Source organism: Propionibacterium australiense (genome assembly GCF_003666605.1).
Lineage (GTDB): Bacteria > Actinomycetota > Actinomycetes > Propionibacteriales > Propionibacteriaceae > Propionibacterium > Propionibacterium australiense.
The window spans coordinates 211,856-233,865 of sequence record NZ_RCIV01000002.1 but is presented as its reverse complement, the minus strand read 5'-3'; the positions used below and the strand labels follow the sequence as shown (position 1 = coordinate 233,865).

Here is a 22,010-nt window from a genome sequence, read left to right as displayed (position 1 = left end):
CTCAGGATCCTCCGTGGCTCTGAGTTCATGCGACCAGAGGCGCACTCCTGGCCCGGCGTCTCCCCCGTGAGAGCGAATCTGAGGGGAGGAATGCCGTGGCTGCCATGTTCTTCTGGCAGCATTGACCCGTGAGCACAGCACAGGTCTTCGACCAGGCGCCGCAGCTGCTGCACGCCCTGGGGGCTCGTGGGCTACCCGACGGGAACGAAGAGGCTGCGGCTGAGAACGATTCCCTGCTCACAGCGCCGCCCTCGCTGCCGACGGCTGCAGGGGGTCCCGATGACGCAGCCGATGGGTCGCCAGGTGCCGGTGAGGACGTCGCGGAGCCTCTGTACAGGAATGATGGCGGCACAGTCGTGCCACGAGCGCACGGCATCAGGCCGGCCATGCACCGCTGGCTGATTCCCCGGCGGGAACGGTTCGCCTGGCGCGCCCGTATCCATGCGAACCCGGCCACTTCCCTGGCCTACCGCACCGGCATCGGCGTCCTCGGTGCCCTTCTTCTCGTTCTCTCAGCGCTCACGGGCTGGTTGCCGGGCCCCGGCGGCATCCCGCTGTTCCTCATCGGCATGGCCGTGCTGGCCAGCGAGTTCCGATGGGCTCATCGCATCACCGTCACCGTCATGATGCTCGTGCGCCGCATCGAGTGCTGGTCGGTCAGGGCGAAGGTGATCGGCATGGGAGCCTTCGGCGCCATCGTCGTGACCTGCTTCTACATCGTTCTGCTCGTCATCGGCATTCCCTCCTGGGTTCCGGGCTGGGCGGCTCGGTGGCTGTCCCATCTGCCCGGTGTCGGCTGAGAGGCATCCCGGATCGTGCGCACCATCCGTAACGCCAGCGACTATGCCTACTTCGATGCGCCCTTCTCGGCGCTCGCCCACCGCGGCGGCTGGGACGACAGGATCGGCGAGGAACTCGAGAACTCCCTGGCCGCCTTTCAGCACGCCGTCGACGACCTGGGCTACCGCTATGTCGAAACGGATGTGCACGCCACGTCCGATGGCGAACTGCTCGCCTTCCACGACATGCGGCTCGACCGGGTCACCGATCACCGGGGCGCCATCGCCGAACTCGACTGGGCGCAGGTGAGGACCGCACGCATCGGTGGCCGCGAACCGATCCCAACGATGGACGAGGTCTTCGAGGCGCTGCCCGAGGCACGCATCAACATCGACATCAAGGAGCCCAACGCCATCGCACCACTGGCGCGGGCGATTCGCCGTCACAACGCCTACGACCGGGTCTGCGTGGCGAGTTTCAGTCCCAGGCGGCTGGCTGCCTTCCGCCGTGCCATGGGGCCGCGCGTGGCCACATCGGCGTCCCTGGGTGCGGTCGCCTGGTCGTCCTTCGTGCCGCTGCTGCCCCGTTTCGTGAATGCGGGCGTGCAGGCCTTCCAGATCCCGGTGCGGCAGCGGATCGGGCCGGTCAGCGTCAAGGTGCTCACCCGTAACCTGCTGCGCACCGCACGCGAGAGGGACATGCGCGTCCACGTGTGGACGGTCGATGATCCGGACCAGATGCGCTCGCTCATGGACGCCGGCGTCGACGGCATCGTCTCGAATCGCATCGACGAGCTGAAAGCCTTGTGCACGGACCGTGATCTGTGGTGAGAGCTCACCTGCTGTTCGCCGGCATGGTATTCATGACTCGGAGCCTGATTATGGTTGGTGATGTGCACCGGGGCGGGTCTGCTCGTGGAACAACGACAGCGCCTGAGTCGTTGAGCCGATGAGACATCGCTGCCGATACCTCCGAGCACTGCAGGATCGCCCGTGAGGGCCAGGACAAGAAGGAACTGAGATGGCAGATCGAGCACTACGCGGCATGGGCCTCGGGGCCAAGAGCTTCGAGGACGAAGAGGGAGTCGAGTTCGCCGCCCGCAAGGTTCTTGGCTTCGACTGCCCCAAGGGCCACCACTTCGACATCACCTTCTCGACCGAGGCCGAGCTCCCGGCCGAGTGGGAGTGCCCGCGCTGCGGGGCCGTGGCGGCTCGCTCCGACGGCACCCAGCCCGAGGACAAGCAGGTCAAACCGCCTCGCACGCACTGGGACATGCTCCTGGAGCGCCGCTCGATCTCCGAGCTCGAGGAGCTGCTCGCCGAGCGGCTCGAGGTCGTGCGCCACACCCCGCACTACTGAGCGCCCGGTTCCGTTCTCAGAGCACTTCTCGAGTGAGGGGGCCGCGGACCAGCACGTGAGCTGGTCCGCGGCCCCCTCATCTCATGGGGACGAGGGGGTTCCCTCGCTCGGTCAGCGGGCCTTGCCGGTGAGGCTGCCGAGCAGGGGTTTGATCCTGTCCGTGGTCGCCTCGGCGAGCTGCCTGATCTGGGCCGAACGCTTCTCGCAGCCCCAGCCGGCCGTGCGGCGCAGTGCCTCCACGATGATCGAGCCACTCATCTTGGACTCGCCGAGCTGACGGTCCGGGAAGCTGATGGGTACCTCGGCGACGGTGCCGCCGGCCGCGATGACACGGCGGGTGAGATCGACCTGGAAGGTGTATCCCTTCGAGGCGATCGTGTCGAGGTCCATGGCCTCCAGCGCGCTGGCCCGGAACGCGTTGAAGCCGCCGGTGCTGTCATGCACCGGAAGGTCCATGACGGCCTGGATCCAGATGTTCGCCAGCCGCGACAGCCACTCGCGTTTGAGGTCGTAGTCGACGACCTCGCCTCCGCGCACCCAGCGCGAACCCTTCACCATGTCGGCATTCCTCAGCGCGGCGAGCATGGCGGGCAGGAACTGCGGCTGGTGGGACCCGTCGGCGTCCATCTCGACGAGCACGTCGTAGCCGTTCTCCAGCCCCCACCGGAAGCCGGCGACGTAGGCTGCCGCCAGCCCCTCCTTGCCGGCGCGGTGCAGCACGTGGATGTGATCGTCCTGGGCGGCCAGCTGGTCGGCGATGTCTCCGGTGCCGTCCGGGGAGTTGTCGTCGGCGATGAGGGCATCCGCGGTCGGTACCGCCTCGCGCAGCCGCTGGACGATGGACTCCAGGTTCTCAGCCTCGTTGTAGGTGGGGATGATGACGAGTACCTTGTCCAAGGGCTCGTGCTTGCGGTCAACCATGACACACTCCTCGTACTGGAGAGGGCCCGTCCGGGCCGTCAGAGATCACTGCAGCGACGGTGGCGCGGCAACGGGCTCAGTCTAGCGATCCGCTGCCCGGGTTCGCGCACGGCCCACGGCCACCCCGGCCGCCGCACCTGCCACGACCAGGACCACGCCCGCCAGCTCACAGCAGAGACCGATCGTCATGGCCGGCGTGGTCCCGGAGCGGACGGGCACGGTGAAGGAGCGGGCGTAGGCGGTGCCGGGAGTGCTGCGGGCGATGACCTCACCGCGGGCGCCGATGAGGCCCGAGTAGGAACTGGTCGTCGACACGACGATCTCGCGGCGCATCTCCATGGCCCTGATGCGTGTGAGGGAGAACTGCTGGAGCGGCTGCATGGTGCCCTCATAGGTGGCGTTGTTCGACTGGACCGTCATCACCTGGCCGCCGTACCGCTCGGTGTCGTAGACGGTGGCGTCGAAGGCCAGCTCGTAGCAGATGATGGTGCCGACGCTGAGCCGGCGCCCGTCGTTGAGTTCCCCGTCGAGGACACCGGGCTCGGTGCCCGGCACCGTCTGACGCCCGACCTGCCTGGCCATCGGCACGAGCGAGAAGACGAGGTCCTTCATGGGGGTGTACTCACCGAAGGGGACTGCGTTGCGCTTGGCATGACGATCGGTCTCGCCGTCGGCGGTCCACCACAATGCCGTCGTCTGCCGTTCGCCGGCACCGGGCCCGTCGGTGACGGCGCCGACGAGGATCGGCACGCCGGCGATGTCCTGGGCCCGGGCGATGAGTTCGCGCGTCTGCTCGTCGCTGTTCGGGTCCATGTCGGTGGAGTTCTCCGGCCACAGCACCAGGTCCGGCATCGGGTCGAGCCCGGTACGGGCGCGGGCCATCGCCATGATCGTCTCGGAGACGTGGTTGTCGGTCACCGAGCGCGCATAGCCCATGGCGTGCGGGCCCGCCGAGCCGTCGACGTCGCCCTGGACGACGGCGATCGTCACCTCGCCCTCCCCGGGCTCGGCCACGGGGACCGCCCGCAGCACTGCCCCGCCGGCGAGGATGAGGACCACCAGGACGAGGAGCGTCGCGGCTCGCGCGGCACGGCGGCCGATCCCCGCCAGGGCATCCGCGGCGGCGAGCAGGAGCGTGCCGGTCAGTGCGACGACGAATCCCGTGCCGGCGGCGCCGAGTACCCACAGATAACCGCCGAAGGGCGCGTCGGCCGTGGTGAAGCCCAGCCTGTCCCAGGCGAAACCGCCCAGCGGGAAACGCTGTGCGCAGGCCTCGACCGCGGTCCACGCCGCCGCCGCCCACAGCGGCCACAGCGGCAACCGCTGGACGAGACGCTGGATCGCGGCGACGAGGGCGAGCCACAGGGCCAGCACCGGTACGAGCAGCAGCGGCAACCACCAGTCCACGATGTACTCGAAACTGACCGTCACCCCGTACAGGACCAGGCCGGCGACGAAACCGGACCACACGGCCCGGCGCACGCGGGCCTGGCGGGACAGCCAGCACAGCACGCCGACGCCGAGCGGCGCGGTGAACCAGAGGCCGAAGGGCTGGTAGGCCAGGGCGAGCAGGGCGCCGGCCGCCAGGGACGCCAGGAGCGCCGCCCACCAGGGCAGGACGGTCTGCGGTGGTCCGCCCCGCAGGGCGGCGGTCCGGTCGGGTCGTTGGCTCATGGGTGCCGAACCAGTCGCGGCGCGCCCTCAGGCGCCGTTCGGGGCGCCTGGTTCGTCGACGAGTGGCCGGTCGGCGAACATGGTGCGCAGCACGATCGTCGTCGAGGTCGCCACTGGCTGGGCGATGCGGATCCGGGTGAGCAGATCGTCCAGGTCCTCGGGGCTGCCGACCTCGGCCTGGCACAGATAGCTGGCGTCACCCGCCACCGAGTAGCACGCGGTGATCTCCGGCATCTGCTCGAGCAGTTCCACGACGCTGGTGTCGTCCGTCACATGGCCCACCGGGATGATCTTGACGAAGGCCACCAGTGAGCGACCGAGGGCCTTGCCGTTGAGCCTGGCCCGGTAGCCGCAGATGAGACCGCGCTGTTCCAGGCGCCGCACGCGCTGCTGGGCAGCTGACGTTGACAGGCCGGTTTCACGGCCGATGTCGGTGAAAGACATGCGACCGTCGCGGGCCAGCAGCGCGAGAATCTTCTGGTCGGTCGACTCCATGAACGTCATTTTGGCAGATGACAACGGTCCTGGTCCGAGTGCCCGCATTGTGCACGGCGCCGTGGACGGGTCAGCTGCTGCGCGCGAGGACGTAGATCGCCGAACCAGCGAGGAGGTTCGCGCCGTGCTGCAGGAGACGCCCGCCGATGCGCGGCTGACGTCCCCTGCCGTCCAGCGGGATGCGCTGGGCGACGGTGAGCCCGCAGTCTGTGAAGAACTCCTCGAGGGTGACCAGCGTGGTGTGGTGCAGGTTCGGGGTGTCGTACCAGGTGTAGGGCAGGTCACGGCTCTGGGGCATGCGGCCGCTCAGCAGCCGTAGCCGGTGCTGCCAGAAACCGAAGTTGGGCATGGTCACGATGAGACGCCGGCCGATGCGTCGCATCTGCATGATGACGTCCTTGGGGCGGAGCACCGCCTGCAGCGTACGGGACAGCACGACGACGTCGAAGGAGTCATCGCCGAACTCCCCCAGCTCGGTGTCGAGGTCGAGCTCGATGAGCGGTACGCCCCGTCCGATGGCCGCCATGACGGCACCGGGGTCGCGTTCGACGCCGGTGCCCGTGCAGTCCATGGCGCCGATCAGATAGGCGAGCAGGTCGCCGTCCCCGCAACCGAGGTCGAGGACGCGTTCGCCTCTGTTGATGAGTGCGGCCACCGACTGCAGGTCGTGGCGCAGCAGGCCCTGGGTCAGACGGTCCGGTGGCATCAGTGGTGCCTCCCCATGCGGCGACGGTGAATGCTCGGTTTCGGTGTGGCCGGCTGTTCGAGGAAGGCGCGGACGGTGTCGAGATAGGGGTCGATCTTCAGCAGGAAGGAGTCGTGGCCCCATGGCGCGCTGATCTCACGGAAGCTGACCGGCAGGCCGCGTGACTGGAGTCGGCGGACGATGCGCCGGGAGTGGGCGGTGCCGAAACGCCAGTCGGAGTCGAAGCTCATGACGAGGTACTTCAGGGCAGTCCTGGCGACCTGGTCCATGGCGGTCGGATCGGCGAACGGGTCGAAGTAGTCCATGACGCGGGTCAGGTACAGGTAGCTGAGGGCATCGAAACGGTTGACGAAGACGCTGCCCTGATGATCCAGGTAGCTCTCGACGGCGAAGTCGACGCCGAAACCGGGATGGCGGGCGTCGAACTGGGGGCGGCGGGCGAACTTCTCCTCGAAACCCTCCTCGCTCGTGTAGGTGATGTGCGCCATCATCCGCGCCACGGCGAGCCCCACCGTGGGATTGGCGTCGTGGGCGGCGAAGCGGCCGTCGTAGAAGTTCTCGTCCCGCATGATCGCCTCGCGCCCGACGGCGCTGAAGGCGATGTTCTGCGCGGTGAGGCGGCTGGAGGCGGCCACGATGACGGCCTGGTCCATGTCCTCGGGATGGGTCAGCGACCAGTCGAGCACCTGCATGCCGCCGAGCGAGCCGCCGACCACGGCGTGCAGGTGTTCGACGCCGAGAGCCGCCAGCAGCGCCCGGTGCACGGTGACGAAGTCGTGCATGTCGATGAGCGGGAAGTCCAGGCCGTAGGGCTCCCCCGTGGCCGGGTCGATGTCGGAGGGGCCGGTGGTGCCCTGGCAGCCGCCCAGGATGTTCGAGGCGATGACGAACCAGCGGTCCGTGTCGATGGCCTTGCCCGGTCCGATCATGACGTCCCACCAGCCGGGACGGTTGTCGCCCTCGTGCCAGAAGGCCGCGTGGGCGTCGCCGGTGAGGGCGTGACAGACGTAGACGGCGTTGTCGCGGGCCCGGTTGAGGGTGCCGTAGGTCTCGTAGGCGACGTTGACCTCGCTCAGGCGGCCGCCTCGCACGAAGTCGAGCGGTCTGTTCTCGTCGAACAGACGGATCGTCTTCGTCTCGACGAGCGTCCTGGGCTCGGCCGATGTCATGGGGTCACTCCTGAATGGGCTCGGTCCGCGCACTGCCGGTCGGTGTCACGGGGTCGCTGCTCAACTCTAGCCGGGTGCCGGTCCCGTCCGGGCGCCGTCATGACGCCGGTGCCCGGCGATCGGGCCACGAACCGGTTCTCAGCTCAGCGTGACGTGGGCCTGGTCGGGGTCGACTGCCTCGGCGGTGATGCCCTTCTCCATGAGGAAGGCGCTCATGGCGGCCCAGCTGTCGCTGTCCTGTTTGCCGAAGTCATCGCCGTACAGGGCGTTGGTCGCCTCGAGCGTGGCCCTGGCCTTCGCGCGCTGCTCGTCGTCGGTGAGCGTGGTGATGTACCGGGCCGACAGCTCGACGGCCTCGTCCGGGTTCGAGGCGCAGTCGTCGGCGGCCCGTTCCAGCGCGTTGAGCAGACCGGTCAGATCGTCACGCCGCTCGGACAGGGTGCTGGCCGTGGCGCCCAGGCCGAGGCCGACCAGCGGGGTGCCCTCGCTCGGGGCGATCTCGCGGATCTCGAAGCCGGCCTGCCGGAACTGGACGGCATCGTTGTTCGCGAAACCGACGACGGCATCCACCTTGCCGGTCATGAGGGCCGACTGCTGGGTGAACCCGATGCTCTGGATGTCCACGTCGTCACGGCTCAGGCCGGCCTCGTCGAGCAGTGCCAGCAGGGTGTACCAGGTCTCCCCGAACTCGCCGGGGACGCCGATCGAATGTCCCTTCAGGTCGGCGAGGGAGCCGATGGCGGAATCGGCCGGGACGATGAGTTCACCGGGGTAGCTCTGATAGATCGTGGCGAAGTCGACGACGTCGACGCCCTGGGCCCGGTTGACCATCATCTCGTCCCCGCCGGCGTAGACGACGTCCTCGTCGCCGGACTGCAGTGCGCCGAGCAGGGGTTCGGACGTGCCATGGTGACGCAGCGTCACGGTGAGGCCCTCGTCCGTGAAATAGCCCTTCTCGGCTGCCACGTAGAACGGCGAGAACTGGATGTCTGCGGTGTAGGTCAGGCCGACGACGATCTCGTCGCCGTCACTGGCGCCGGAGCCCGGCGATTCGCTGCCGGAGCAGGCCGAGACGACGAGCGTGAGCCCCATGGCCAGGAGCAGGGCCTGCCACAGGCGGCGGAAACGGGAATGAGTCATGCGATCAGCTCCTTGTCGGCTGTCCGGGGGTCCGAGGGGACGATGTGAGGGCTCAGGGTCCTGGGGTGCGGGAAGGGTTCGGCGTCGTTCTCGGGCTCGGATCCGACACGGTCCCCGGCGGCGCGGCAGGGATCGGTGAGGTTCTCCACGAGGAGCATCGTCATGTAGATGACGACGGCGAGCACGCACAGGACGATGATGGTGGCGAACAGGCCCGTGGTGTCGGCGGTGGCCGACTCGACCGAGACGATCATGCCCAGGCCCTTGCCACCCATGACGAATTCACCGACGACGGCACCGGTGATCGACAGCGTGAAACCATTGCGGATGCCGGTGAGGATCGCCGAGCGGGCCATCGGCGCCTCGACGTGAGCGATCATCGACCACCCCGAGGCGCCATCGAGCTCGGCGGCCTCGGTGATCTCGTCATCGATGGTGCGGATCCCGAGCGTGGTCGACAGGACCAGCGGGAAGAAGACGAGCAGGGCGCACAGCAGCACAATGGGCAGCAGGCCATAGCCGACCCAGATGACCAGCAGCGGGGCGAGCGCAACCGCCGGGATCGCCTGGGATGCGGCCAGGTACGGCGAGAACGCCGCCTCCGCCGAGCGGACGTGGGCGATGAGGTAACCGATCGGCAGGGCCACGACACTGGCCAGGGCGCAGCCGAGGATCGCCTCCCAGATCGTCACGAGCGTGCGGTGCACCAGGACGCCCGCCCTCAGGTCGCTGACCAGGCGGGCGAGGACCTGCCCCGGGCTGGGCAGCAGGGTGGGCGGGACGGTGCCCGAGACGACGACGAACTGCCAGGTGAGGAGCAGGACGCTGAACACGGCCACGGGGGCGCCCACGCGCACGACCAGCGGCGCCGGCACCCTGTTCGCCCGGATCGTTCTCATCGGCCGTGCATCTCCTGTCACATCGCCGTGACCGGGACGCAGGCAGGGCCGCACGGTCGGCGGCACGGCATGTGCCACTGCCGACCCCACGGGTCCGCACGTGCTCTCCCATCCGGACTATGACCGTCGGCACCGGAATCTCACCGGTTCGGCCAGCTGAGCTGGTTCGCGGGCTTTACCGCCGGTTCGGGTTTTCACCGACCCCGGGCACGTTGGTTGCGAAGCAAACTATATATCCCCTCCGCCCGGCGCTCGTACAGCATGGGCGGCTGGCACGGGGCGGACCGCCGTCAGCTCCGCCCCGGCCCGGTTGCCGGTTCGCCGGCAGGTGCCGGGTACAGGACGACGACGGCGATGGCTGCGACGGCGACGATGCCGGCACAGACCCCCAGCCCGAGCGTCATGCCGGCGGAGAAGGCCTCGCGCATGGCTGCCAGCAGCTCGTCCATGCCGTCCAGCGCCATCGAGAAGGCCTGCCCGGCAGAGCTGAGCACGGTTTCGCGAGTGGCCTCGTCCAGGCCCGAGAGCACGGCCCTGCCCTCGAGCCCGGCGCGGTAGGTGGAGGCCAGCAGGCTGCCGATGACGGCCACGCCGAGGGCGCTGCCCACCTGCATGAGGGCACTGTTGGTTGCCGAGCCCTCGCCCTCGGAACCGGCGGGCAGGGAGTCCATGACGGCCTGCGTCGCTGCGGGCATGAGCATCCCGGCACCCAGGCCGAAGGCGCAGGCACCGACGACGAGATGCGAGTAGGCCATCGCGGAACCGCTCAGGGCCATGGCGGCGAAGCCGCTGGCGACCAGTGCCAGTCCGATGACGACGATGCGTTTGATGCCGATCCTGTTGAGCACCTTCGGTGCGCTGACGGCGCCGGCGAGCATGCAGGCCGCCACCGGCATGATCGCCAGGCCGGACTGCCAGGGTGTGAAGGCCAGCACGTACTGCATGTACTGGGCCAGGACGAACAGGGCCCCCGCTCCCCCGCCGGTGACCAGGCCGGAGACCGCGACCGCGACGGTGAAGGTGCGGCGCTTGAACAGGGCAAGGTCGAGCAGCGGCGTCCCGGCCCGCGTCTGTCCCCAGACGAACAGGCCGAGCACGACCAGGCTGACGAGGAATGCGCCGATGACGAGCGGGGACCCGGCCCCCAGACCGGGCGCGGAGATGACGGCCCAGCACAGCAGCGACAGGCCGAGGATGGAGGCGAGGACACCGGACCAGTCGATGCGTCCCTCGTGCCGGGCCGGCGCGGCGCGGGGCAGCAGCATGGTTCCGGCCGCCACGCACAACGCGGCCAGGGGTACGTTGATGAAGAAGATGGACGACCAGCTGAAGCGCTCGAGCAGGGCGCCCGACAGCAGCGGCCCGATCGCTGCGCCTGCACCGTTCGCCCCGGACCAGACGGCGAAGGCCGTCGTCCGCTCGGCTGGACGACGGAAGAGCACGGAGACCTCGGCCAGGGTGGATGGCGTGAGCAGGGCGGCGCCGATACCGGTGAGGGCGCGTGCCGCGATGAGCATGGCAGCCCCCCTGGCCAGGCCGGCGGCGATCGAGCACACGCCGAACAGGATCACGCCGGTCATGAAGGTGCGTTTGCGCCCCCAGCGGTCGACGAGGCTGCCGGCCACCAGGAGGAATCCGGCATAGGTGAGCTGATAGGCGTCGACGGTCCACTGCAGGGCGTCGTTCGTGGCGTGCAGCTCGCGGGCGAGTGTCGGCAGAGCGATGTTGAGAATCGTGTTGTCCATCGACGCCATGAGCAGAGCGACAGTGAGGACGGCCAATCCCCACCATCTGCGCCTGTCGACGCTGATGCGCTCCACGTGGGACTGGGCGCTCTGCTGAGGATTCACCGAAGGATCTTCTCACCGAGTGCCCCGGGCGCGCGTACCGGACGCGCCGATCGGTGTCGTTCACAGGGCCGGGAACCGGCCAGGAACGGTTTCAGCGATCGACGCGGGCGTTTCCGCCGCCGGCCAGCTTGAACACCTCGGCCCTGGTGGCCATCGAGGTGTCGCCAGGGGTCGTCATGGCCAGGGCCCCGTGGGCCGCGCCGTACTCGACACAGGTCTGCAGCGGCTCACCGCTCAGCAGGCCGTACACGAGGCCCGAGGCGAAGGAGTCGCCGCCGCCCACCCGGTCGAAGATCTCCATGGCGTCGCGCTGGGTCGCCTGGACGAGGCCGTCCGGCCGGCTCCAGGCCAGGGCGCCCCAGTCGTTGTTGGAGGCCGACCGGACACCCCGCAGAGTGGTCGCGATGACCTTGAAATTCGGGTAGGCGTCGGCAACGGACTCGATCATGGCTCCGAACTTGTCGACGGGCAGGTCGGTGAGGTTCTCGTCGATGCCCTCGACCCCGAAACCGAGAGCGGCGGTGAAATCCTCCTCGTTGCCGATCATGACGTCGACGTACCTGGCGAGTTCGCGGTTGACCTCCTGGGCGCGGGCCCGCCCCCCGATGGCTCGCCACAGGCTCGGACGATAGTTCAGGTCGTAGGAGACGACGGTACCGGCCTCGTGGGCCGCCCGGACGACGTCGACACAGGTCCGGGCGCTCTGCTCGGACAGGGCGGCGTAGATGCCGCCGGTGTGCAGCCAGCGCACGCCCGCCTTGGTGAACAGGGCATCCAGGTCGAAGTCGCGGGCCCTGGCCTGGGCGATAGCGGTGTTGCCGCGGTCGGAGACGCCGACCGAGCCGCGGACGCCGAAGCCGCGTTCGGTGAAGTTCAGGCCGTTACGAACCGTCCGTCCCACACCGTCGCCGGGAACCCAGGCGATGTTGGACGTGTCGACGCCGCCCTGTTCGACGAGGTCCTCGACCAAATGACCGATCTCGTTGTCGACCAGGCTGGTGAGGACGGTGCAGCGCAGGCCGAAGACCTTGTGCAGGCCGCGGACCACATTGTATTCGCCGCCGCCCTCCCAGACGTGGAGGACGCGGGTGGTGCGGATGCGGCCCTCGCCCGGGTCGAGTCGCAACATGACCTCGCCGAGGCTCGCGGCGTCGAAGGCGCACTGATCGGCCGGGCGCAGGGTGATGCCAGCAGTCATCGTGGTACTCCCCCTCAGCAGGCCTTGACGGCGTCGACGGCCCCGGCGACGAGCTCGGTGACCCGGTTGAACTCACCGGCGTCGATGAGCCCGGCCGGGACCATCCAGGAGCCTCCGACGGCGGGGACGCAGTCGAGGGCCAGGTACTCGCCCACGGTCGCGGCGTTGACACCGCCAGTAGGGATGAACCGCACCTGCGGGAACGGGCCGGACAGGGCCTTGATGGTCGCGGCACCCCCGAGGGGATCGGCGGGGAAGAACTTGACGGTGTCGAGACCGGAGTTGACGGCGGCTGTCACATCGGTGGGGGTCGCCGTGCCCGGCAGGACCGGGACGCCGAGGCCGAGGCACTCGTCGACGACGGCCTGGCTGTACCCGGGACTGACGATGAAGCCCGCACCGGCATCGAGAGCGCGGTGCACCTGGCCGACGTCGAGGACGGTGCCCGCGCCGACGAGGACGTCACCATGGCGTGCCATGATCTCGATGGATTCGACGGCCGCGTCGGTGCGGAAGGTCACCTCGGCGACGGGCAGGCCGCCGTCGACGAGGGCCTGGGCGAGCCCGTCGGCCCGGTCCGCGCTGTTGAGGACGACGACGGGGATGATCCGGTGGGCTGTGATGGTCGATAGGTCCGCGGACATGTCAGACGATCCCTTCGGTGCACGAGGTCTGAGTCCGCGGGATCGGGCCAGACACTCGACATATATTTTGTTCAATGAAATATTGAGTTTTCTGCAAGAAACACTTGAAGTGTACACCGACATCGATCGGATGTCAGCACGGAGCGGTCAACCATGGCGGGCGTCATGGGCCGGAGACGGGTACAGGGACTCCTGTCGGATCAGGCGCGCAGCTCGGGCAGGGCGATACCGCCGGGCAGCAGAGGCGGTACGACGGCTGCGATGGCGCTGACCAGTTCGGCCCGGCGATCAGGGGTGAACGTGGAGGCGAAGGTCGTCACGCTCAAAGCCGCGACCGGGTGGTCGCCGCGCAGCAGGGGAACGCCGAGGCAGGCGATGCCCGGCTCGTTCTCCTCGTTCTCGAAGGAGTAGCCGTGGTCGCGTGCGAACTCGAGCATCAGCCACAGGTGATCCTCCCGGGCGCTGTCGCCGACCGGCAGGTAGGCGGCCAGCTGCTGACGTTCGACGCCGGTGAAGGCCAGGATGGCCCGCCCCAGTGCGGTGCTCCATGCCGGGACGGTGCGACCGATGTCGGACCACACCCTGATCGTGCGTGAGGGCTCGACCTTGTCGAGGTAGACGATCGTGTCGCCCTTCATGACACCGAGGTGAACGAGTTCATCGATCTCGCGGGACAATGCGACGATCCCCGGGTGCATCCCCTGGGCCAAGGCGTCGTCGGTGAAGTACCTGGACGACAGCATGAGGGCCGCCGGGCCGAGCGCGTAGTTGCCCGACTCCGGGTCCTGCTGGACGTAGTCGCGCCCGCGCATGGTCGTGAGGGCGCGGTAGGCGGTCGACTTGTTCATGCCGACACGCGAACAGATCTCGGCGAGGGAGAAACCGCCGGCCCCGGCCCGGGACAGGTCCTCGAGCAGTACCAGGGCTCGGTCGATGGCTTCGATGCGTGCCGGCCCGTTGGTGGCGCTGGCCATGGGGGCTCCTCTCGTCCCCGGGCGCTGCCGGGCTTCCCGTGGTATGTGCTACTCGCCCGGCCATCGGGCCGGACACGATGCTCGTGCGCCTGCGCTGTCAGGCCATGACCTGCTCCCACTCGGCACGGCGGGAGAGCATCGTGGCGGCAGCGTCCTTGGCAGCCGCCAGACTGTGATGGGCACCCCAGCCGCACTGGATCTCGTTGGCGGCGGGAACCTCTGCCAGTTCGAGCAGGTCACGCAGCGTGCGCTCGACCAGCTCGCAGGTGGCCGGCACGTCGGGGGAACCGGCCATGATGAGGTAGAAACCGGTCTGGCAGCCCATCGGGCCGAAATCGATGACGGCATCGCAGTGATTGCGTACGCACTCGGCGAAGGCGTGCTCGATGGAGTGCACGGCCTCCATCTCGAGGTGCTCCCGATTGGGCTGGCAGAAGCGCACGTCGTACTTGGTGAGCACGTCACCGGCGGGCAGCTCCTTCACATCGGCGACCCGGATGAACGGCGCCACCACCTTCCTGTGATCCAGGTTGAAGCTCTCCACGTTCATGTGCTGAGGCATGGCCCATCCCCTCGTCGGAAGTCTCGTCACTGTCGACATTCTCCCAGAACCGTGCCGGCCGGAAAACGCAGGCGCACCGGCGCCCTGCTCAGGGCGCGACGAACCAGGCCGCCTGGTACGGCCAGATACCGATCGTGGCCGGGCGCAGGTCGTAGTCGTAGCCTCCGATGAGCTCACGCGCGTTGTACCCGAGGTGCTGGGTGAGCGCACTGTGGTGCAGGTCGACCATCTGCTCGCTCATGTTGTAGATCTCGACGAGCGGGCCGAGGGCATGATCGCGTTTGAGGATGAGGATGCGCGGATCCGGACTCGGGACGACCTCGGTGGCGACCGAGGCGTGCAGCTGCGGGACGGTTGCACGCACCTGCAGGACGTGGCGGATGGCGCTGTCGAGCCTGGTCGCGGGCAGGTCCTCCCCGCCGCGCACCCGTTCGACGAGTTCCCAGTCCATGAAGGGGCGATGCGCCCAGCGGTTGTCGTCGGCAAGGGCCGGGTCGCGTGCGTAGTCCATGTCGTTGAGCAGCCCCAGCTCGTCACCCATGTAGATGAGGGGCACGCCCCCGTATCCGCAGATCAGGGTGTACATGAGCAGGACGCGCGCGATCGCCATGTCGACGCCGTGCTCGTCGCCCTCGTCCAGGGCCTTCTCCAGGCCGGCCAGGCTGGCGGCGGAACCGGAGATGCGCCGGTCACCGGTGAGCGGGTTGTCCTGGAAGACCAGCCCCCGGGCGAACGAGGTCTTGTACTGGCCCGAGTAGAAGTCGGACAGGAAGCGCCGGTGCTCGTAACCGTCCACGCCCACGGCGGTGGCATCGGAGTCCGAGATGGCCCAGCCGATGTCGTCATGGCATCGCACGTAGGTCCCCCAGGTGGTGGACGGGGGCTTGGCCGGCATGTTCGACAGGGCGGTCTCGGCCATCTTGGCGTCCGCCGTGGCCAGGCAGTTCCACAGCTGCACCATGAGCTCGTTGTGGTAGGCCATGTCGGAGACCAGACCGTAGTGCTCCCCCAGGCCCAGATAGGCCATGAGGTCCTCCGGGGAGACGATCGCCTCGGCCTTGAACGCCACCGCCGGGGCGGCGATGCGCATGCAGGCCCGCATGATCTGGGTCAGGTCGTGCACCTCGGGCTGGTTCTGGCAGTTGGTGCCCATGCGCTTCCAGATGAAGGCGATGGCATCCAGCCGGAAGACCTCGACGCCCTTGTTGGCCAGCCAGCACATGAGTTCGACGAACTCGCACAGGATGTCGGGGTTGGCCCAGTTCAGGTCCCACTGGTAGTCGTTGAAGGTCGTCCACACCCAGGCGTTCAGCTCGTCGTTCCAGGTGAAGTTGCCAGGGGCGAACTCGGGGAAGATCTCCGGCAGGGTGCGCTCGTAGGCGTCCGGTACGGAACGGTCGGGGTACAGGAGGAAGTAGTCGCGGTACCTGGGCTCACCCGCCTTGGCTCGGACGGCCCATTCGTGCTCGCGCGCCACATGGTTGATGACCAGGTCCATCACCAGGGAGATGTCGTTTGCGCGCAGCTCCGCGGTGAGTTCCTCGAGATCGTCCATCGTGCCCAGGTCGGGGCGGATCGTACGGTAGTCGGCCACCGCGTAGCCGCCGTCGTTCGCACCGGGCCTGGGGTTGAGGAAGGGCATGATGTGCAGATAGCGCACCCCGAGACCGTGCAGATAGTCCACGTGGTCCCGGACGCCCTTCAGATCACCGGCGAAGCGGTCGGCGTAGCAGACGTAGCCGACCATGTCCGGCTGCTGCAGCCAGTCGGGCCGCAGCAGCCGGGCCTCGTCGAGGCGGCGCAGTTCGGCTGAGCGCTGCTCGATGGCGTTCTCGAGGATCGCGTAGAGCCGCTCCGTCACCTCGTACGCGCGGTCGGGGAACAGTCGCGCCAGGCAGACCGCGATCTGGGGCGCGTAGCGGTCCCAGCGCAGTTCGAAACTCTGGCGGGCAGAGGCATCCAGGGCCACGTCTCAGTCCTCCGTGGCATCGGCGACGTGGACGTCCTCGGCCACGGCGGGCTCCGGGGCGTCCTCGGTCGGACGCACGATGAGCACGTCACGGTGAGCCCGTCGTACGACATCGGAGGACACCGTCCCCAGCAGGCGCCCGGCGATCGAGGTGTCGCGGATGGCGCCGATGACGATGGCGTCGACCTTGTTGTCGCGCGCGGTCTCGAGGATCGCGGCGACCGGATCGGAGTCCACGAGCAGGGCCGCCGTCACGCGGGCGCCCTCTGCGTGGGCCACCTGCATGGCCTCCTGGATCGCCAGGGTGGCCGCCTCCGAGCCCGGTACCTGGCCGAGCGTGGCCACCGAGCCCTCGATGTTGGGCTCCTTGGCCGCCTCGCGCAGCGGCAGCTTCGTGTAGGCGCACACGACGATGAGATCGGCGTCGTCGGCCACGGCCAGCCGTGCCGCCCGGGTGACGGTTGGCCCGGCGAGCGATGAGCCGTCCGTGCCGACGAGGATCTTGCGGTAACGATCGAGTTCCATGGGATCAGTCCTCCCCCATCTGAACCTTGGCCGGGGCCGCGACGTCGTCGACGTCACGCACGATCGGCGGTTCCTTGATCCAGAGCATCGACAGCGCGGCGCAGCCCAGCAGGACGGCGGCGAAGGTGATGGCGTTGGTCGGGTTGGAGCCGAGCAGGTGCTTGTACACCGCACCGAAGGTGAGGGTCTGGAGCAGCTGCGGGATGACGATCATCATGTTGATGATGCCCATGTAGACGCCGAAGCGGCTGGACGGCACCATGCGCACGGCCATGATGTAGGGCACGCCCATGATGGAGGCCCAGGCGATGCCCAGCCCGATGATCGGCAGGAACAGCAGGAACTTGTTGCCGATGTGCGGGAAGAACAGCAGCCCGACCACCGCGAGCAGGAGGCAGGCCGAGTGGACGTACTTGGCGCCGTGCTTCTTGGCGAAGGAGACCAGCAGGAAGGCCACGCAGAAGGTGACGACGTTGTAGCCGCCGTTGATGAGGCCGGTCCAGGTGACGGCGGACTCGTAGGCCTCCGAGTGGGTGTCGGTGGTGCCGAAGGCGCTCTTGGCGACCGACAGTGACACGTACTGCCAGTAGACATTCATCGCGTACCACTGGAACAGGTAGACCAGGGCGAGCTTGCGCAGCTGGGTGGGCATCTCGACGATGGCCGTCCAGATGCCCTTGAGGGCGTTGCCGTTCTGCTTCGACCGCAGCCTGGCCAGCTCCTCCGGCGAGGGCGGGATCTCCGGGGTGCTGAGCACGGAGACGAGCACGGTGCCGATCGAGCAGACCGAGCCGAGCATGAACGAGCCGAAGACCCAGTACGGCAGCCCGGCGGCCGTCATGCCCGACAGGACGTGCTGGAACAGGAACAGGGAGATGTTGGCGAGCGTGATGCCCAGCCCCGTGAAGAAGCTCTGCGCCAGGAAGCCCTTGGCCGTCTGGCTCGGGGGCAGCTTGTCGGCGATGAAGGCCCGGTAGGGCTCCATGGCCGTGTTGTTCGAGGCGTCGAGCAGCCACAGCAGCAGCGCCGCCATCCAGACGGCCGAGACGAACGGGAAGCAGAACAGGCAGATCGCGCAGCCCGTGGCGCCGATGAGGAAGAAGGGCTTCCGTCGGCCCCACCGCTCGCTCCAGGTGCGGTCGGACAGGGATCCGATGATGGGCTGGATGAACAAGCCCGTGATCGGGCCGGCCATGTTGAGCAGGGGCAGCTGCTCGGGCGAGGCCCCGAGGAAGTTGTAGATGGGGTTGATGGCCGTCTGCTGCATACCGAACGAGTACTGGATGCCGAAGAAGCCCAGATTCATGAGAAGAATCTGCTTCATCGACATCATCGGCTTGCGCCGGATGACGGTGGTGGCCGTAGTGGTCTGACTCATCGCTTGTTGTCCTTGGAGGATTCGAGATAGGTCTGAAGGTGATCGAGGATGGACTCCCAGCCGTCGGAGTAGTCCAGAGCGGCCGACTCCGTGTAGGGCCCCTGGACGATCCTCAGCAGCGTCTTGCCCTGGCCCAGGCGCGTGAACTCCACGCGCAGCTCGACCGGACGGCTCGGGTCGATCCCGGAGATGCCGCTGATGCGCTGGCGGGTGACGAGGACGTCCGGGTAGAAGACCTCGGTGTAGACGCCGTCGACGACCCAGATCTTCTCGGGATCGTCGTCGCGCACCTTGGTGTGACGGATGCGTCCGCCCAGCTGGGGGTTCAGTTCCACCGACTCGGGTACCACGTGCCAGCCAGTCGGGGCGAACCACTGACTGAACGCGGCGGGTTCGGTGAATGCCCGGAACAACACATCCCGTGGATAGGTGAACTCTCTCTCGACCTCAAGGACTGTGTCCACTTCCTCCATGCCGGTTCCTTCCTCATGATCGATAGCAGGGGCCGGGGGCGGCCCGCCGTGGCACATCCTCTCAGAGCCCCTAGGGGGCGTGATCGCCTGTCCATTCATCCACAAGCGAACGGGGGTGTGCTGCCCGTCGGGCAGTTCTGCTGCTCCACGGCTTGTCGTAGCGGGGATGAGCCGATCGCGTCAGACAGCTGCTCAACACTGAACTCGTGCCACAGCTGCCACCATAGTCGCAACAGCGGATCGTCGCTGGTAATACCCCAGACTGAGCATGGGCCGGCGGAGGCGACGGGCTCGGCGGTGGTCCGACACGACCCGGCCCGCACCGCTCCGGGCTCCCGACTGGAAAACCGCGAGCGAACTGAGCTAAAGTGCACCGGCGGGTCATCAGTGGCCCGGCGGGCTGTAGCGCAGCTTGGTAGCGCACTTGACTGGGGGTCAAGGGGTCGCAGGTTCAAATCCTGTCAGCCCGACGAGAGGGCGGTTCCCCGGATCCGGGGAAACCGCCCTTCGTGCTCCCGACCGGCCATCGGCCCTGCCGACGCGTCCGGTTCCCCAGGATCGGGGTGTTCCTGTCACGGCACCGGGGCGGGAGTCGGTCGGCTGCTCCGGCCCGATCCGCACGGGCAGCGCATGAGCCGTCCCGGGTTCTGTACAGTCGGACTCACCGACGGTGGACCACCAGCACGGAAAGGTTCTCTCTCATGGTGCAGCTTCCGCGTACCGGCATCGACATCCTCCCGCTCGCCCTGGGCGCCAACACCTTCGGCTGGACGAGTGACGAACAGACCTCCTTCGCCGTGCTCGACGCCTTCGTCGAGGCGGGCGGCTCGCTCGTCGACACCGCGGACGGCTACTCGGCCTGGGCCCCCGGCAACCACGGCGGGGAGTCCGAGACGATCATCGGGCGCTGGCTCGCCTCCAGTGGAAAACGCGACCAGGTGGTCATCGCCACCAAGGTGGCCACCCACCCGCAGTTCAAGGGCCTCTCCCCCGCCAATGTCGCGGCCGCCGCGCAGGCCTCGCTGGGCCGCCTGGGCACGGACCACATCGACCTGTACTACGCCCACTACGACGACCCGACCCAGAGCGTCGAGGACATGGCCGCCGCCTTCGACGCCCTGGTCAGGGCCGGCGCGGTGCGTCACATCGGGCTGTCGAACTTCTCCGTCGAGCGTGAACGCGCCTGGATCGAGTACGCCGATCGCGAGGGCCTGGCCCGTCCGGTGGCCCTCCAGCCGCACTACAACCTGCTGCACCGCGGCGACGTGGAGAACGGCTACGGCCCGCTCGCCCGCGAGTTCGAGCTGGCGGTCTTCCCGTACTTCTCGCTCGCCTCGGGCCTGCTGACCGGCAAGTACCACTCGCCCCAGGACATCCAGGGCACGGCACGGGCCGGCATGATCGACGCCTATCTGCCCGACGAGGCCGCCACCAGCGCCGCCTTCTCGCTGCTCGACGTGGTGCGTGGCGTCGCCGAGGCCCACGAGGTCGAGGTGACCACCGTCTCGTTGGCCTGGTTACGCGCCAAGGGCGTCACGGCGCCGATCGCCTCGGCCCGCACCCCCGAACAACTCCCGGCCCTGCTCGCCTCGGCCACGCTCGACCTGACCGCCGACGAGATCGCCGCCCTGGACGAGGCCTCGACACCGTTCCGCTGAGCACGTCCTGAACTGCCCCGGGTTCTCCGTGCCGGGATCGTCGGGTCATCAAGGAATCGCCCCGGCCGAGGGCCACACCCGGAACCATCCGTGCGCTGTGATCGGGTGTGGCCCGCAACGATCCTGCCTGTTCTCGGAGGCGCTTCGCCGCGTCGTTGCCCGGCCAGGAGCGGCCCTGACCGCTTGACCTGGAGCGCGCTCCAGCCCCTAGCGTTCCTGGCATGACGAAGAGTCCCGATCGTGATGCGCTCCTCATCGGCGAGCTCGCCGAGGCGGTCGGTCTGTCACCGGACGCGCTGCGGTACTACGAACGCGCCGGGCTCATGCGCGACCCCGTTCCCCGCAACGGGAGCGGGCAGCGCATCTACCGGGCAGCAGACGCGAGGTGGGTCGAGTTCATCACCAAGCTGCGGTCCTCCGGGATGCCCATCGGCATGATCCGCCGGTACGCCGAACTCGCCCGGGCCGGCGAGGACAGCGCACCGGACCGGCTCGCCCTGCTGCAGGAGCACCGGCGGGATGTGCGCCAGCGCCTCGGGGAACTGCAGCACGCTCTCGACGTCATCGACCACAAGATCGCGCTGTACCGGCAGATGGGAGACAGTTTCATGCTTGAGCAGACACGACTCGGCGCGGCAGGGCCCCGGATCGGCATCATCGGCCTGGGCTGCATGGGCATGTCCGCCTTCTACACCGGCGCCGGCCAGGACGAGGAGGCCTCGATCCGCACCATCCGCCGCGCCGTCGAACTCGGCGCGACCATGATCGACACCGCCGAGATCTACGGCCCCTACGCGAACGAGGAACTCGTCGGCAGGGCCCTGCGAGGCATCCGGGACCGGGCCGTGGTCGCCACGAAGTTCGGCATGCTCTCCCACCTGGCAGGCGGGATCCGCCGCTACGACGGACGTCCCGAGAACATCCGCAGGGCCGTCGAGGGCTCGCTCAGGCGCCTCGGCGTCGAGCACATCGACCTGTACTACCAGCACCGTCCCGATCCGACGATCCCCATCGAGGAAACCGCGGGGACCCTGGCCGAACTCATCGAGGAGGGCGCGATCGGCGCCTACGGGCTCTCCGAGGCAAACGCCGAGACCATCCGGCGGGCCCACGCCGTGCACCCGGTCGCCGCCGTGCAGACCGAGTACTCGCTGTGGTCACGCGACGTGGAGTCCGAGGTACTGCCCGTGCTGCGCGAACTGGGCATCACCCTGGTCCCCTACTCCCCGCTCGGACGGGGCTTCCTCACCGGCCGCATCCGGGATCTCGAAGGACTGGACGAGGACGACTTCAGGAGGGGCAACCCGCGGTTCGCGCCCGACGCGCTGCCGGCGAATCTGCGGATCGTCGAGCAGGTCGAGCAGATCGCGGCGCAGCTCGACGCGAGCCCGGCACAGATCGCCCTCGCCTGGCTGCTCGCCAAGGGCGCCCCCGGGCACGACATCGTGCCCATTCCCGGCACCCGGCACATCGGTAGGCTGGAGGAGAACCTGGGTGCCGCCTCCGTTCAGCTCACCGCCGAGCAGATCAGGCGACTGGACGGGCTGCCCGCGCCTCTCGGCGACCGCTATCCCGACATGCGTCATCTCACCGGCACCGGCCCGGTGCAGGACGCGTTCTGAACCGTGAAACCAGG

21 protein-coding genes, 1 tRNA gene and 1 riboswitch are annotated in these 22,010 nt (G+C 68.4%); of the genes, 6 read left to right on the top strand and 16 right to left on the bottom strand.

Going from position 1 to position 22,010, the window contains the following annotated elements:
* Positions 1 to 128 precede the first annotated feature (128 nt).
* The 3 genes from D9T14_RS13275 to D9T14_RS03110 all read left to right on the top strand — a co-directional run bounded on the left by D9T14_RS13275 (position 129) and on the right by D9T14_RS03110 (position 2,139).
* The gene (locus D9T14_RS13275) at positions 129 to 800 is read left to right on the top strand and encodes a PGPGW domain-containing protein (protein ID WP_126464219.1); all 672 of its coding nucleotides are present in this window, start codon (positions 129 to 131) and stop codon (positions 798 to 800) included.
* Positions 801 to 815: 15 nt separating this feature from the next.
* Positions 816 to 1,610 carry a glycerophosphodiester phosphodiesterase family protein gene (locus D9T14_RS03115; protein ID WP_119160697.1) on the top strand — a complete coding sequence of 265 codons (795 nt, stop codon included), beginning with the start codon at positions 816 to 818 and terminating at the stop codon, positions 1,608 to 1,610.
* 190 nt (positions 1,611 to 1,800) lie between these two features.
* Positions 1,801 to 2,139 carry an RNA polymerase-binding protein RbpA gene (locus D9T14_RS03110; RefSeq protein WP_119160696.1) on the top strand — a complete coding sequence of 113 codons (339 nt, stop codon included), beginning with the start codon at positions 1,801 to 1,803 and terminating at the stop codon, positions 2,137 to 2,139.
* 111 nt (positions 2,140 to 2,250) lie between these two features.
* Here D9T14_RS03110 and D9T14_RS03105 read toward each other — a convergent pair whose 3' ends face one another.
* From D9T14_RS03105 to D9T14_RS03030, 16 genes are all read right to left on the bottom strand, one after another.
* On the bottom strand, positions 2,251 to 3,060 hold the full coding sequence (locus D9T14_RS03105; RefSeq protein WP_119160695.1) for a polyprenol monophosphomannose synthase: 810 nt from the start codon (positions 3,058 to 3,060) through the stop codon (positions 2,251 to 2,253).
* A gap of 81 nt (positions 3,061 to 3,141) precedes the next feature.
* Complete coding sequence (gene lnt, locus D9T14_RS03100) at positions 3,142 to 4,734, bottom strand: apolipoprotein N-acyltransferase (protein WP_119160694.1); 1,593 nt, start codon at positions 4,732 to 4,734, stop codon at positions 3,142 to 3,144.
* A gap of 27 nt (positions 4,735 to 4,761) precedes the next feature.
* Entirely contained in the window at positions 4,762 to 5,229 is a 468-nt protein-coding gene (locus tag D9T14_RS03095; RefSeq protein ID WP_119160876.1) for an Lrp/AsnC family transcriptional regulator, read from the bottom strand.
* Between the two features lie 70 nt (positions 5,230 to 5,299).
* Positions 5,300 to 5,935, bottom strand: coding sequence for a methionine biosynthesis protein MetW (gene metW, locus D9T14_RS03090; protein ID WP_119160693.1), 636 nt, complete (start codon positions 5,933 to 5,935; stop codon positions 5,300 to 5,302).
* The gene (gene metX, locus D9T14_RS03085; protein ID WP_119160692.1) at positions 5,935 to 7,104 is read right to left on the bottom strand and encodes a homoserine O-acetyltransferase MetX; all 1,170 of its coding nucleotides are present in this window, start codon (positions 7,102 to 7,104) and stop codon (positions 5,935 to 5,937) included. The genes metW and metX overlap by 1 nt, the downstream gene beginning before the upstream one ends.
* Before the next feature lie 138 nt (positions 7,105 to 7,242).
* Positions 7,243 to 8,244 (bottom strand): ABC transporter substrate-binding protein, encoded by a 1,002-nt coding sequence (locus D9T14_RS03080; RefSeq protein ID WP_119160691.1) that lies wholly within the window; start codon positions 8,242 to 8,244, stop codon positions 7,243 to 7,245.
* Positions 8,241 to 9,143, bottom strand: coding sequence for an ABC transporter permease (locus tag D9T14_RS03075; RefSeq protein ID WP_119160690.1), 903 nt, complete (start codon positions 9,141 to 9,143; stop codon positions 8,241 to 8,243). The genes D9T14_RS03080 and D9T14_RS03075 overlap by 4 nt, the downstream gene beginning before the upstream one ends.
* A gap of 96 nt (positions 9,144 to 9,239) precedes the next feature.
* Positions 9,240 to 9,358, bottom strand: a riboswitch (FMN riboswitch).
* Between the two features lie 75 nt (positions 9,359 to 9,433).
* On the bottom strand, positions 9,434 to 10,993 hold the full coding sequence (locus D9T14_RS03070) for an MFS transporter (RefSeq protein WP_232012505.1): 1,560 nt from the start codon (positions 10,991 to 10,993) through the stop codon (positions 9,434 to 9,436).
* A 91-nt stretch (positions 10,994 to 11,084) separates the two neighbouring features.
* The gene (locus D9T14_RS03065; protein ID WP_119160689.1) at positions 11,085 to 12,191 is read right to left on the bottom strand and encodes a sugar kinase; all 1,107 of its coding nucleotides are present in this window, start codon (positions 12,189 to 12,191) and stop codon (positions 11,085 to 11,087) included.
* Positions 12,192 to 12,205: 14 nt separating this feature from the next.
* A complete protein-coding gene (locus D9T14_RS03060; RefSeq protein ID WP_119160688.1) occupies positions 12,206 to 12,835 on the bottom strand; it encodes a bifunctional 4-hydroxy-2-oxoglutarate aldolase/2-dehydro-3-deoxy-phosphogluconate aldolase in 630 nt (209 codons plus the stop codon).
* A gap of 200 nt (positions 12,836 to 13,035) precedes the next feature.
* Positions 13,036 to 13,809, bottom strand: a complete 774-nt coding sequence (locus D9T14_RS03055; RefSeq protein ID WP_119160687.1) for an IclR family transcriptional regulator — start codon at positions 13,807 to 13,809, stop codon at positions 13,036 to 13,038.
* Between the two features lie 97 nt (positions 13,810 to 13,906).
* Positions 13,907 to 14,371 carry an S-ribosylhomocysteine lyase gene (locus tag D9T14_RS03050; protein WP_119160686.1) on the bottom strand — a complete coding sequence of 155 codons (465 nt, stop codon included), beginning with the start codon at positions 14,369 to 14,371 and terminating at the stop codon, positions 13,907 to 13,909.
* 88 nt (positions 14,372 to 14,459) lie between these two features.
* Positions 14,460 to 16,118: an alpha-amylase family protein gene (locus tag D9T14_RS03045; RefSeq protein WP_232012535.1), complete on the bottom strand. Its 1,659-nt coding sequence runs from the start codon at positions 16,116 to 16,118 to the stop codon at positions 14,460 to 14,462.
* Between the two features lie 225 nt (positions 16,119 to 16,343).
* Positions 16,344 to 16,865 carry a universal stress protein gene (locus D9T14_RS03040; RefSeq protein WP_119160684.1) on the bottom strand — a complete coding sequence of 174 codons (522 nt, stop codon included), beginning with the start codon at positions 16,863 to 16,865 and terminating at the stop codon, positions 16,344 to 16,346.
* Between the two features lie 4 nt (positions 16,866 to 16,869).
* Positions 16,870 to 18,243 carry an MFS transporter gene (locus D9T14_RS03035; protein ID WP_119160683.1) on the bottom strand — a complete coding sequence of 458 codons (1,374 nt, stop codon included), beginning with the start codon at positions 18,241 to 18,243 and terminating at the stop codon, positions 16,870 to 16,872.
* Positions 18,240 to 18,716 (bottom strand): SRPBCC family protein, encoded by a 477-nt coding sequence (locus tag D9T14_RS03030; RefSeq protein ID WP_170175696.1) that lies wholly within the window; start codon positions 18,714 to 18,716, stop codon positions 18,240 to 18,242. Before D9T14_RS03030 ends, D9T14_RS03035 begins: the two co-directional genes overlap by 4 nt.
* Before the next feature lie 396 nt (positions 18,717 to 19,112).
* Between D9T14_RS03030 and D9T14_RS03025 the strand changes: the two genes are divergently transcribed.
* The 3 genes from D9T14_RS03025 to D9T14_RS03015 all read left to right on the top strand — a co-directional run bounded on the left by D9T14_RS03025 (position 19,113) and on the right by D9T14_RS03015 (position 21,996).
* Positions 19,113 to 19,186: transfer RNA gene (locus D9T14_RS03025), tRNA-Pro, on the top strand.
* 231 nt (positions 19,187 to 19,417) lie between these two features.
* Positions 19,418 to 20,374: an aldo/keto reductase gene (locus D9T14_RS03020; RefSeq protein WP_119160681.1), complete on the top strand. Its 957-nt coding sequence runs from the start codon at positions 19,418 to 19,420 to the stop codon at positions 20,372 to 20,374.
* Between the two features lie 221 nt (positions 20,375 to 20,595).
* Complete coding sequence (locus D9T14_RS03015) at positions 20,596 to 21,996, top strand: aldo/keto reductase (protein ID WP_119160680.1); 1,401 nt, start codon at positions 20,596 to 20,598, stop codon at positions 21,994 to 21,996.
* Positions 21,997 to 22,010: the final 14 nt, after the last annotated feature.